Source organism: Pseudomonas sp. G11 (genome assembly GCF_029457515.1).
GTDB lineage: Bacteria > Pseudomonadota > Gammaproteobacteria > Pseudomonadales > Pseudomonadaceae > Aquipseudomonas > Aquipseudomonas gorinensis.
This window is the reverse complement of the sequence record NZ_CP120377.1, coordinates 1,443,532-1,455,952: the sequence shown is the minus strand read 5'-3', so window position 1 is coordinate 1,455,952 and position 12,421 is coordinate 1,443,532. Positions and strand designations below refer to the sequence as shown.

Below are 12,421 nucleotides of genomic sequence, written 5' to 3'. Positions count from 1 at the left end.
TTTTTTCAAGCATCGATCAATGCAGGATCTGGCTCAAGAACAACTTGGTCCGGTCATTCTGCGGGTTGTCGAAGAAGTCATTCGGCGCCGCCTGCTCCACGATCTCGCCCTTGTCCATGAAGATCACGCGGTTGGCCACGGTACGGGCGAAGCCCATTTCGTGGGTCACGCACAACATGGTCATGCCGTCTTCGGCCAGGCCGATCATGGTGTCGAGCACTTCCTTGACCATTTCCGGGTCGAGGGCCGAGGTCGGTTCGTCGAACAGCATGATTTTCGGCTTCATGCACAGCGCACGGGCGATGGCCACCCGCTGTTGCTGGCCGCCCGAGAGCTGGCCCGGAAACTTGTGGGCCTGCTCTGGAATGCGCACGCGTTCCAGGTAGTGCATGGCAATTTCTTCAGCCTTGCGCTTGGGCATCTTGCGCACCCACATCGGCGCCAGCGTGCAGTTCTGCAGGATGGTCAGGTGCGGGAACAGGTTGAAATGCTGGAACACCATGCCGACTTCACGGCGGATCGCTTCGATCTGCTTGAGGTCGTTGGTCAGTTCCACGCCGTCGACCACGATGCGGCCCTGCTGGTGTTCTTCCAGGCGGTTGAGGCAGCGGATGGTGGTGGACTTGCCGGAACCCGACGGGCCGCACAGCACGATACGCTCGCCCTGCTTGACGTTGAGGTTGATGTCTTTCAACACGTGGAACTGGCCGTACCACTTGTTGACGCCCTGCATCTGGATAATGCCTTCAGGGCTCACTGGCTGTTTGATCGCTTCGCTCATAACAACAACTCCTAACGCTTGTGGCCTGTGTCGAGCTTGTGTTCCAAATGAATGGAATAGCGCGACATACCAAAACAGAAAATCCAGAACACCAGGGCGGCGAACACGTAGCCTTCGGTGGCCATGCCCAACCATTTCGGGTCGGCGGCGGCTTGCTTGACGCTGTTGAGCAGGTCGAACAGGCCGATGATGATCACCAGGCTGGTGTCCTTGAACAGCGCAATAAACGTGTTGACGATGCCAGGGATCACCATCTTCAGGGCCTGCGGCAAAATCACCAGGCCCATGCTGCGCCAGTAACCCAGGCCCATCGCCGCGGCCGCTTCGTACTGGCCCTTGGGAATCGCCTGCAAACCACCGCGCACCACTTCAGCCACATAGGCCGACTGGAACAGGATCACGCCGATCAACGCCCGCAGCAGCTTGTCGATGCCCATGCCTTCGGGCAGGAACAACGGCAACATTACCGAAGACATGAACAGCACGGTGATCAACGGCACGCCGCGCCAGAACTCGATAAAGGTCACGCAGACCACCCGGATCGCCGGCATGTTCGAGCGCCGCCCCAAGGCCAGCACAATGCCCAGCGGCAACGCGCCGGCGATACCGACGGTGGCGATGACCAGAGTCAGCATCAGGCCGCCCCATTGGCTGGTCGCCACGTTGCTCAGGCCAAAGATGCCGCCGTGCAGCAGGAAGTAGGCAATGATCGGGTACAGCACCAGGAAGCCCAGGCCATAGATCGCCTTGCGCGGGAAACGCGAGATGAACAACGGTGCCACGCCGACGATGGCCAGCCACACGGTCAGGTCCACGCGCCAGCGCAGGTCGCCGGGGTAGTAGCCGTACATGAACTGCCCGAAGCGCTGTTGGATAAACACCCAGCACGCGCCCTCTTTCGTGCAATCGGCGCGCGTGGTGCCGACCCAGTTGGCATCGAGGATGGCCCAGTGCAGGATTGGCGGCACCACCAGGTAGATCAGGTAAAACGCCAACAGCGTCAGCAGGGTATTGAGCCAGCTGGAGAACAGGTTGGCGCGCATCCATGCCATCGGCCCGAAGACTTTGCTCGGCGGCGGCATATCAGGTTTGAACGTATGCGAACTCATGTGCGTTTCCTCACCGCTCGATCAGCGCAATGCGCTTGTTGTACCAGTTCATCAGCAGGGAAATGCTGATGCTGATCGCCAGGTACACGCTCATGGTGATGGCAATGACTTCGATGGCCTGGCCGGTCTGGTTGAGCACCGTGCCGGCAAACAGCGAAACCATTTCCGGATAACCGATACCAGCGGCCAGCGAAGAGTTTTTCGCCAGGTTCAGGTATTGGCTGGTCAGCGGCGGAATGATCACCCGCAAGGCTTGCGGGATGATGACCTTGCGCAGCGTCGGCCCCGGGCGCAGGCCCAGGGAGCGCGCGGCTTCGGTCTGGCCGTGGCTGACGGACTTGATGCCCGAGCGCACGATCTCGGCGATAAACGCCGCCGTGTACACCGTCAACGCCAGGGTCAGCGCCAGCAGTTCAGGGATCAGTACCCAGCCGCCGACGAAGTTGAAACCCTGCAGCTTGGGCATTTCCCAGTGCAGCGGCGCGCCGAAGACCAAGGTGCACAACGCCGGGATCAGGATGAACAGCGCCAGGCCCGCCCAGAACTTGTGGAACGGTACGCCGGTGGCTTCAAAGCGTTTGTTGGCCCAACGCGCCATCAGCACGATCGCCACGATGGCAAGCACCACACTGGCCACAAACGGCCAGAAACCATCAGCGGTCAGCGCGGCCGGCATATTCAGGCCACGGCTGCTGACAAAGAAGGTATCGCCGAAGTTGTGGCTGTTACGCGGCCCCGGCATGGTCAGGAACACCGCGAAGTACCAGAACAGGATCTGCAGCAGCGGCGGGATGTTGCGGAACACTTCCACGTACACGGTCGCCAGCTTGTTGATCATCCAGTTGGGCGACAAACGCGCCACGCCGATGATGAAGCCGAGCAGGGTCGCCAGGACCACACCGATCACGGTCACCAGCAAGGTGTTGAGCAGGCCGATGACGAACACCCGGGCATAGCTGTCCGATTCGGTGTAGTCGATCAGGTGCTGAGCGATGCCGAAGCCGGCACTGCGCTCAAGAAAGTCGAAACCCGAGGTAATGCCCCGGTGTTGAAGGTTGGTCTGGGTATTGTTGAACAGGTACCAGCCCAGCGAGACCACCGCCACAATCGTGACGATCTGGAATAGCCACGCACGCACCTTGGGATCGCTGAAGCTGAGCTTCTGCTTGTGTGCGCCGATTTGATTTTGCATGGAGTGCCCCGGAAATAATGGAACAGAACATCACCCGGCGGTTGGCCCACCGGGTGATAGAACCATCAGCGATCAGCGCACAGGTGGTGCGTATTGAATGCCGCCGTTGTTCCACAGCGCGTTCAGGCCACGGTCGATTTCCAACGGGGTGCTCTTGCCCAGGTTGCGCTCGAACACTTCGCCGTAGTTACCGACTTGCTTGACGATCTGTACGACCCAGTCTTTCTTCACTTTCAAGTCTTTGCCGTATTCGCCGTCAGCACCGAGCAGACGCGCGACGTCCGGGTTCTTGGTGGACTTGGCTTCAGCTTCGACGTTCTTCGAGGTGATACCGGCTTCTTCAGCGTTGAGCATGGCGTAGCCAACCCAGCGCACGATAGCCAGCCACTCGTCGTCGCCGTTACGCACGACCGGGCCCAGCGGTTCCTTGGAGATGGTTTCCGGCAGAACCACGTAGTCCTTCGGCGAGGCCAGCTTGCTGCGCTGGGCGAACAGTTGGGACTTGTCGGAGGTCAGCACGTCGCAACGACCCGATTCCAGCGACTTGGCGCTTTCGTCGGAGGTGTCGAAGGTGATGGGGGTGTATTTCAGGTTGTTACCACGGAAGTAGTCGGAAACGTTCAGCTCAGTGGTGGTACCGGCCTGGATGCAGATGGTTGCACCGTCCAGTTCCTTGGCACTTTTAACGCCCAGCTTGTTGTTCACCAAGAAGCCGATGCCATCGTAGTAGGTGATGAAGCCTGGGAATTTCAGGCCCATGCCCGCATCGCGGGAGCTGGTCATGGTGGTGTTACGCGACAGGATGTCGACTTCGCCGGACTGAAGCGCGGTGAAACGCTCCTTGGCGTTCAACTGGCTGAATTTGACCTTGGTGGCGTCGCCAAACACGGCAGCGGCCACAGCGCGGCAATAGTCCGCATCGATCCCGAGGATCTTGCCGCTGGCATCCGGTACCGAGAAACCCGGCAGGCCGTCACTCACGCCACATTGCACAAAGCCTTTCTTCTGTACGGCGTCCAGGGTGGCGCCGGCTTGGGCAAAACCACTGACACCCAGTACAGCGGCCGCGGTTACGATGGCCAGGGTGGATTTCAATACCTTCATTCAAACCTCCAGTTGCTCTTGTTGTGTCGGAGCTAAAACTTCAGCGCACCCTTGTGAGGCGATATTGACCCGTGTTGGCTTTTTTTGGGGCCAAGCAGCATGAAGTTGTCGCAGTAATTCCAGTTGCTATCCCACAGGCGGCAGTCACTGATAGTGTTACCGCCCTAGGAAAGTTCTGACATCGACCTACACATAGCAAGGCGCGTACCAGAGTACCGGCTGAGTCGTTTCAGCCCATGGTCAATAGCAAAACATTCAACCTTGCGACATTCTCTTAACAGATCAACCTGTCGCGCACCGTTCCGATGCACTCAATCGGAGCGCACGCACATAGATGGAGCAACCATGACCGAACCCCTGATTATTCAGCCCGCCAAGCCCGCAGACGCCTGCGTAATCTGGTTGCATGGCCTGGGTGCCGATCGCTACGACTTTTTGCCGGTGGCCGAGGCACTCCAGGAAACCTTGTCGTCGACCCGCTTTGTATTGCCCCAGGCGCCCACTCGCCCGGTGACCATCAACGGTGGTTACGAAATGCCAAGCTGGTACGACATCAAGGCCATGAGCCCGGCCCGTTCGATCAGCCTGGAAGAGCTGGACGAATCAGCCAACATGCTCATGGGCTTGATCGAAACGCAGAAGAGAAGCGGAATAGACGCTTCGCGGGTTTTCCTCGCAGGTTTTTCCCAAGGCGGTGCGGTGGTATTCCACACGGCGTTCAAGCAATGGCAGGGGCCATTGGGCGGCGTAATAGCACTCTCCACCTATGCTCCAACCTTTGGGGATGAGCTGGAGTTATCCGCCAGCCAGCAGCGCATTCCCACCCTGTGCCTGCACGGCCAGTACGACGACGTCGTACAGAACGCCATGGGCCGCAGCGCTTATGAGCATTTGAAAAGCCGTGGTGTCACCGTGACATGGCAGGAATACCCAATGGGCCACGAAGTGTTACCTGAGGAGATACACGACATCGGCACCTGGTTGACCGCTCGCCTGGGCTGAAAGCCAGCGTTTATGTAGCCGTATGACAGACGCACTACGCCGCGCCCGATTCTTGCATTACACTGGCCGGCGTACATTCCTTAACCAATTAATGAGATGACCGTGCTCAAAGCACTTAAGAAGATGTTCGGCAAAAGCGAGGCTGAGCCGCTCGCGCCTGTTCCCAGTGCTCCTGTCCCCACGCCCGGCAGCCGCCATGACGGTCAACAGCCAGGCCGGCCCGCACCTGTCGCCTCGCAAAAAAAGCCAGCGGTGACGCCGCCTGAACAGGCAAAACCTGCCGAGGCCGCCCCCGAGCCGGCGCCCCAACCAAAAGCACCCCGCCGCGAACGCGCGCCAAAACCGCCTGTCACCCCTTGGAAACTCGAAGACTTCGTCGTCGAACCCCAGGCAGGCAAGACCCGCTTCCACGATTTCAAACTCGCCCCGGAACTGATGCACGCCATCCAGGACCTGGGTTTCCCGTACTGCACGCCGATCCAGGCAGAGGTGCTGGGCTTCACCCTGGCGGGCAAAGACGCCATCGGTCGCGCCCAGACCGGTACCGGCAAGACCGCCGCGTTCCTGATCTCGATCATCACCCAGCTGCTGCAAACCCCGCCGCCGAAAGAGCGCTACATGGGTGAACCGCGCGCGCTGATCATCGCCCCGACCCGGGAGCTGGTGGTGCAGATCGCCAAGGACGCCGCCGACCTGACCAAGTACACCGGCCTCAATGTCATGACGTTCGTCGGTGGCATGGACTTCGACAAGCAGCTCAAGCACCTCGAAGCCCGCCATTGCGACATCCTGGTCGCCACTCCGGGCCGCCTGCTGGACTTCAACCAGCGCGGCGACGTGCACCTGGACATGGTCGAAGTGATGGTGCTCGACGAAGCCGACCGCATGCTCGACATGGGTTTTATCCCGCAAGTACGCCAGATCATTCGCCAGACCCCGCCGAAAAACGAGCGCCAGACCCTGCTGTTCTCCGCGACCTTCACCGAAGACGTGATGAACCTCGCCAAGCAGTGGACCACCGACCCGTCCATCGTCGAGATCGAAGCGCTGAACGTGGCCAGCGAAAACGTCGAACAGCACATCTATGCCGTGGCCGGTGCCGACAAGTACAAGCTGCTCTATAACCTGGTCAACGACAACGGCTGGGAGCGCGTGATGGTGTTCGCCAACCGCAAGGACGAAGTGCGCCGCATCGAAGAGCGCCTGGTGCGCGATGGTGTCAACGCCGCGCAACTGTCGGGCGATGTGCCACAGCACAAGCGCATCAAGACCCTGGAAGGCTTTCGCGAAGGCAAGATTCGCGTGCTGGTGGCCACCGACGTGGCGGGGCGCGGGATTCACATCGATGGCATCAGCCACGTGATCAACTTCACCCTGCCGGAAGTGCCGGACGACTACGTGCACCGTATCGGCCGTACCGGTCGCGCAGGCGCGGCGGGTGTGTCGATCAGCTTTGCCGGCGAAGATGACTCGTATCAGTTACCGTCGATCGAAGCGCTGCTGGGTCGCAAGATCAGCTGTGAGACACCGCCGACGCACTTGCTGCGGGCTGTAGAGCGCAAACGCCCTTAAGCTGAAATGCAATAAAAAATGTGGGAGGGGGCTTGCCCCCTCCCACATTTGCATCTGTGTTCGGCTGGTTATTTCCAGCGATCGGCAGCAGCGTGATCACTGCTGCGCCCTTCCACCCAGCGCGCGCCTTCAGGGGTGCTTTCCTTCTTCCAGAACGGCGCGCGGGTCTTCAGGTAATCCATCACAAACGCACAGGCATCGAACGCGGCCTGGCGGTGGGCGCTGGCGGCCGCCACAAACACAATCGGTTCGCCCGGCTCCAGCGCGCCGATGCGGTGCAGCACTTCGAGCTTGAGCAGCGGCCAGCGTTGTTCGGCTTCGACGGCGATCTTGGCCAGGGCTTTCTCGGTCATGCCGGGATAATGCTCCAGGAACATCCCCGCCACCTCGCGCCCATCGTTGAAGTCGCGTACATAGCCGACAAAACTCACCACTGCGCCCACGCCGACATTCGCCGCATGCATCGCGTTGACTTCGGCACCCGGATCAAACGGCTCGGGCTGCACACGAATGGCCATGCTCAGCCTCCGGTCACGGGCGGGAAGAACGCGACTTCATCCCCGGCGTGCAGCGGTTCGTCGAGATTGCACAGCTCCTGGTTACGGGCACACATCAAGCTGGCTTCGTTGAGTACTTCAAAGCCCGGATCACTGGCCAACGCCTGGCGCACAGCGTCGACGGTGGCGAAGTCGCCCTCCATCTCCAGTGAGTCCAGGCCCACCGCTTCGCTGTAGCGCGCAAAAAACAGTACGTTGATGCTCATGCCTGATCCGCCTTGAAATGCCCGCTTTTACCGCCAAGTTTTTCCAGCAGGCGAATGTTTTCGATGGTCATGCCGCGGTCCACGGCCTTGCACATGTCGTAGATCGTCAGCGCGGCGACACTGGCGGCTGTCAGCGCTTCCATCTCCACGCCGGTCTGCCCGGAGAGTTTGCAGCGCGCCACGATATGCACCGAGTCTGCGCCATCGGCGCTCAGTTCGACCTTGACGCCAGTCAACATCAACGGGTGACACAGGGGGATCAAGTCACTGGTTTTTTTCGCGGCCTGGATCCCGGCGATGCGGGCCACGGCGAACACGTCGCCCTTGGGATGGGCGCCGTCGACAATCATTTGCAGGGTCTCGGGCAGCATGCGCACCCGCGCTTCGGCCACCGCTTCACGGAACGTCACGGACTTGTCAGTGACGTCGACCATATGGGCGCGACCTTGGGAATCGAGATGAGTCAGCACAGGGATACTCCTGATCAGGAGCACCGATTGTAAACCCAATGCATAACAAATGTGGGAGGGAGCAAGCCCCCTCCCACACTGACCACGTTTACAAATGCGATTCGGCGTATTCGGCCAGAATCGAGCGAGGCACCCCTTGCAGCGCGATATGCACGCCGTTGGGGAAGTCTTTGAAGCGTTCCGTCAGGTAAGTCAGCCCGGAGCTGGTCGCGGACAGGTAGGGGGTGTCGATCTGTGCCAGGTTACCCAGGCACACCACTTTGGAACCGGCGCCGGCACGGGTGATGATGGTTTTCATCTGGTGCGGCGTAAGGTTCTGGCATTCATCGATCAGTATCAGGCTTTGTTGGAAGCTGCGGCCTCGGATGTAGTTGAGGGATTTGAACTGCAACGGCACTTTGCTGAGGATGTAGTCGACGCTGCCATGGGTGTTTTCGTCATCCATGTGCAAGGCTTCGAGGTTGTCGGTGATCGCCCCCAGCCATGGCTCCATTTTTTCCGCTTCGGTGCCCGGCAGGAAGCCGATTTCCTGGTCCAGGCCCTGCACACTGCGGGTGGCGATGATGCGCCGATAGCGCTTGGTCACCATGGTCTGCTCGATGGCGGCCGCCAGGGCAAGGATGGTTTTGCCCGAGCCCGCGGCGCCGGTCAGGTTGACCAGGTGGATGTCCGGATCGAGCAGCGCATACAGTGCCAGGCTCTGGTAGATGTCACGCGGTTTCAGGCCCCAGGCTTCCTGGTGCAACAGGGGCTCCTGATGCAGGTCGAGGATCAGCAGCTTGTCGACCTGGATCTCTTTGATCCAGCCCACGAAGCCCTGTTCGTCGATGATGAATTCATTGATGTGCACGGCCGGCAGGTTGTCGATCAGTTGCACCTGGTGCCAGGTGCGGCCATGGTCCTGACGGGTTTCGACCTTGCTGACACGGTCCCAGAACGAGCCGGTCATGGTGTGATAACCACGGGACAGCATCGACACGTCGTCGACCAGTTGGTCGGTACTGTAGTCCTCGGCAGCGATCCCACACGCTCGTGCCTTGAGGCGCATATTGATGTCTTTGGTCACCAGCACCAGGCGCAAGTCCTTGTCGCGTGCGTGCAGGTCGATCAGTTGGTTGATGATCTTGTTGTCGTTCAGGTTTTCCGGCAGCAGGCTGTTGGGCTCGCTGCGCTTGCTCATCAGGATCGACAGCAAGCCCTTGGGTCCGCTTTTGCCGCGCTGGATCGGCACGCCGACTTCAACATCCTCGGGTGACGCTTCGCCCAGGGTCTTGTCGATCAGGCGGATGGCCTGGCGGCATTCGGCAGCCACGCTGTGGTGCCCGCTTTTGAGTTTGTCGAGCTCCTCAAGCACGATCATCGGGATGGCGACGTGGTGTTCTTCGAAGTTGAGCAGTGCGTTTGGATCGTGGATCAATACATTGGTATCAAGCACATAAAGGATTGGCTGGTCGGAAGAAGGGTTACGTCCATGATCATCCATACTCGGTCACCTTTGTGGGAGCCAGTCGACGCAATACCACAACAGTGCTGCGCCTCGATTCGACCACCGACCGCACCTTGAGTGACATCAAGGGCAGTGCCCACATGAGGAGTCTTGGAAGACGCCACCTGTGTTGCAGGTTTCGGCGATCTGACTTCGTAATACCGCAAAACCCATGACAGGAAAAAGCACTTTGACGGTTTTTTGAAGTTTATTTTTCAGGATGACGAATAGCACTAGCCGAGTGCCAGCTACCCCGTTAAAGTCGGAAGTCCGCCTGCATCGAAATGTCGCACAAAATCTCCCCGTAAACGCCTCATCCCCAACAGGGCCGGGCACTTCATCTTTTCAGCGAAACGCCTCGTGGCAGTCCTGCCAGCCCAGGCCACTTTGCGCCGTTGCCTGCAGCAACAGCGGCAATGCCACCCGCGCCTTGTCCTGGGTGTCGTGAAATACAATCACCCCTTTGCGCCACAACAGCATCAGCGTCAGTACCCGTTGCGCCGACTCATCGGCCTTGAGTTTGCCCGGCTCGTCCTGGGAGTCGATGTCCCACAACGCCACCTGCAGGCCCTGGGCCTGGAAGAAGCCCTGGCTGTCCGCACGCCGCTGAGCGTAGGGCGGGCGAAACAGCGGTACGTAGTTTTCCGGCATCAGGTTCTGCGCCAGCGATGCACTGCGGGTGATCGAACTCTGCCAGTCGACCCAATGGCTGTGGGAACGGTACTGCCACCCCTGGATGCCGACGCACTGGCCCTGGTACAGCGCCTGCACATCGGCAGCCGAACTACGCTCCACACGGTTTTGCAGGCTGCTGCCGAGCACGAAGAAGGTGGCATTCATCTTCTGCTTGCGCAGGTACTCGGTAAGCCAGTCGGTATTGCCACTGACCGGTGCCGGCCCGCCGTCGAAGGTCAGCAGGAACAGGCGGTCGTTGAGTTCATCGCCATTGCGCTCGTGATCGCCGAAACGCGCGACTTCGCTGCTGATCTGCGGGAATAGCGCGGCCTTGCGCAGCAGCTCATCCAGATAACGCTCATGGAAAACATGGCTCGGGCCGGCCCAGCCTATATAGAAGGAGTTTTCGCCGACTTCGAACTTGCCCGCCTGCTCGCGCAGATCGTCCATGTTTTCCACCAGGTAGCAGAACGAGGCATCTTCCTCACAGCTCTGCTGGGCGAAGGTGTAGTTCTCCAGCAAGCGCCGCCAGAGCTGGCGACGCAGGTCATCGATGGCCGCCAGGTTGATGATCTTCAACCCCAGGCGCTGCTTGAGCGCCGCGTCATCCTGGGCTTCGCTGGCGATCAGGCTATGGGCAAACATCAGGATTTCCGCACGCGAAGCCACATCGAACAGCGCCGGGCTGCTGAGCTTTTCGGGCCAGGTGCCACGGTCCAGGCTGGCTACATCCACCGGCGCCGCTTGGGCGCTCATGCAGAACAGGCAAGCGGATAATAAAAGCGCAATTCGCACCAGGGTCTCCTTCTCCAGAGTCGTCGCGCACTATAGCCGATCATTGCAGGAGCGAGCTTGCTCGCGAAATACGTTAACGCTGACGCGGGCATCCTGAATCAACGCGGTGTCTTTTCGTTTTTCGCGAGCAAGCTTGCTCCTACAGAAATCGAGGCATCTATGGGTTTCATAGGTGGAGTCAAAACGCCGCAACCCCTAGAATCCGCGCACGATTACAGGAGACGACTTCATGCTGATGGTGATTTCCCCCGCCAAGACCCTCGATTTCGAGGCCCCGCCCGCGACCCAGCGCTTTACCCAGCCGCAGTACCTGGATCATTCCCAGGAACTGATCGAGCAACTGCGCCAGCTGAGCCCGGCGCAGATCAGCGAATTGATGCACGTGTCCGACAAGATCGGCGGCCTCAACGCCGCCCGCTTCGGCAGCTGGACCCCGGCCTTCACCCCAGAGAATGCCAAGCAGGCCTTATTGGCGTTCAAGGGCGACGTGTACACCGGCCTCAACGCCGACACCTTCAGCGATGCCGACTTCAGCTACGCCCAGGACCACCTGCGCATGCTCTCGGGCCTGTACGGCCTGCTGCGCCCCCTGGACCTGATGATGCCGTACCGCCTGGAGATGGGCACCAAGCTCGCCAACGCCCGTGGCAAGGACCTGTACGCCTTCTGGGGCACGCGCCTCAGCGAGTGGCTCAACCAGGCGCTGGCCGAACAAGGCGATGACGTGCTGCTCAACCTGGCATCCAACGAGTATTTTTCGGCGGTCAAGCGCACCGCCCTGAACGCGCGGATCATCAATACCGAGTTCAAGGACCTGAAGAACGGCCAGTACAAGATCATCAGCTTCTACGCGAAAAAGGCCCGGGGCATGATGAGCCGTTTCGTGATCCAAGAGCGTATCAATGACCCGGCCCAGCTCAAGCAGTTCGAGGTGCAGGGCTACCGCTTCAATGCAGAGCAGTCCAAGCCGGACAAGCTGGTGTTTTTGCGCGATCACGCACCGGAATAAGGCTTTCGGGCAATGAAATCCACATGTGGGAGGGGCTTGCCCCCTCACACATTTTAGGTGCATTTCAGATCAGGAATAGCCAATTTTTTGGCGTCAAAAAATATTCTGACACTTCTCTAAAATTTCTTTCACTCGACATTCGTCATTTTTTTTCGTAGTGGCACCCCACTTTTTAATTACTAGTGGCAAAAAACTATCCCCGCGCGCCAACTCCCCGTAACTACTGGCCCAAATAGCAAGTGCTATCAATATAGTACCAGTGCCATCTTTGCCAATATTTCAAGAAATTTCCGGAAACAGGATGAGTGGCCCGGAACTTCGTCCTAAAGCACCGCTCATACCACCGGTAACGAAATTCTCTGTTTCTGTAAGAGATGACTTACATGGCCGACCAACGGAAGTAGCGAAGTTGTCACATTGAACTTTGACTCAGGGGTCACTTTACCAACCGATTAGTTAAGAG

General features: G+C 59.3%; 12 protein-coding genes. 3 read left to right on the top strand and 9 right to left on the bottom strand.

Annotated elements, in window-relative coordinates; genetic code table 11:
• Positions 1 to 16: 16 nt before the first annotated feature.
• From P2T68_RS06585 to P2T68_RS06570, 4 genes are all read right to left on the bottom strand, one after another.
• Positions 17 to 781 (bottom strand): amino acid ABC transporter ATP-binding protein, encoded by a 765-nt coding sequence (locus P2T68_RS06585; RefSeq protein ID WP_003171943.1) that lies wholly within the window; start codon positions 779 to 781, stop codon positions 17 to 19.
• An 11-nt stretch (positions 782 to 792) separates the two neighbouring features.
• Positions 793 to 1,890 (bottom strand): amino acid ABC transporter permease, encoded by a 1,098-nt coding sequence (locus P2T68_RS06580; protein ID WP_024073570.1) that lies wholly within the window; start codon positions 1,888 to 1,890, stop codon positions 793 to 795.
• 10 nt (positions 1,891 to 1,900) lie between these two features.
• Positions 1,901 to 3,082 (bottom strand): amino acid ABC transporter permease, encoded by a 1,182-nt coding sequence (locus P2T68_RS06575; RefSeq protein WP_069075299.1) that lies wholly within the window; start codon positions 3,080 to 3,082, stop codon positions 1,901 to 1,903.
• Positions 3,083 to 3,154: 72 nt separating this feature from the next.
• Positions 3,155 to 4,186, bottom strand: a complete 1,032-nt coding sequence (locus tag P2T68_RS06570) for an amino acid ABC transporter substrate-binding protein (protein WP_024073568.1) — start codon at positions 4,184 to 4,186, stop codon at positions 3,155 to 3,157.
• A 345-nt stretch (positions 4,187 to 4,531) separates the two neighbouring features.
• Here P2T68_RS06570 and P2T68_RS06565 point away from each other — a divergent pair, with 345 nt between their 5' ends.
• Together P2T68_RS06565 and rhlB are read left to right on the top strand one after the other, a co-directional pair.
• Positions 4,532 to 5,188, top strand: coding sequence for an alpha/beta hydrolase (locus P2T68_RS06565; protein ID WP_069075298.1), 657 nt, complete (start codon positions 4,532 to 4,534; stop codon positions 5,186 to 5,188).
• Positions 5,189 to 5,284: 96 nt separating this feature from the next.
• Positions 5,285 to 6,760 carry an ATP-dependent RNA helicase RhlB gene (gene rhlB, locus P2T68_RS06560; protein ID WP_168232423.1) on the top strand — a complete coding sequence of 492 codons (1,476 nt, stop codon included), beginning with the start codon at positions 5,285 to 5,287 and terminating at the stop codon, positions 6,758 to 6,760.
• A 68-nt stretch (positions 6,761 to 6,828) separates the two neighbouring features.
• On the opposite strand, the gene moaE is transcribed toward rhlB, so the two are convergent.
• From moaE to P2T68_RS06535, 5 genes are all read right to left on the bottom strand, one after another.
• The gene (moaE, locus tag P2T68_RS06555) at positions 6,829 to 7,278 is read right to left on the bottom strand and encodes a molybdopterin synthase catalytic subunit MoaE (protein WP_024073565.1); all 450 of its coding nucleotides are present in this window, start codon (positions 7,276 to 7,278) and stop codon (positions 6,829 to 6,831) included.
• Between the two features lie 2 nt (positions 7,279 to 7,280).
• Positions 7,281 to 7,523, bottom strand: a complete 243-nt coding sequence (gene moaD, locus P2T68_RS06550) for a molybdopterin converting factor subunit 1 (RefSeq protein ID WP_024073564.1) — start codon at positions 7,521 to 7,523, stop codon at positions 7,281 to 7,283.
• Positions 7,520 to 7,993, bottom strand: coding sequence for a cyclic pyranopterin monophosphate synthase MoaC (moaC, locus tag P2T68_RS06545; protein ID WP_024073563.1), 474 nt, complete (start codon positions 7,991 to 7,993; stop codon positions 7,520 to 7,522). The genes moaD and moaC overlap by 4 nt, the downstream gene beginning before the upstream one ends.
• Before the next feature lie 88 nt (positions 7,994 to 8,081).
• Positions 8,082 to 9,476, bottom strand: a complete 1,395-nt coding sequence (locus tag P2T68_RS06540; RefSeq protein ID WP_024073562.1) for a PhoH family protein — start codon at positions 9,474 to 9,476, stop codon at positions 8,082 to 8,084.
• A 348-nt stretch (positions 9,477 to 9,824) separates the two neighbouring features.
• Complete coding sequence (locus P2T68_RS06535) at positions 9,825 to 10,949, bottom strand: polysaccharide deacetylase family protein (protein ID WP_024073561.1); 1,125 nt, start codon at positions 10,947 to 10,949, stop codon at positions 9,825 to 9,827.
• Positions 10,950 to 11,178: 229 nt separating this feature from the next.
• Between P2T68_RS06535 and yaaA the strand changes: the two genes are divergently transcribed.
• A complete protein-coding gene (yaaA, locus tag P2T68_RS06530; protein ID WP_277379166.1) occupies positions 11,179 to 11,958 on the top strand; it encodes a peroxide stress protein YaaA in 780 nt (259 codons plus the stop codon).
• Positions 11,959 to 12,421 lie beyond the last annotated feature (463 nt).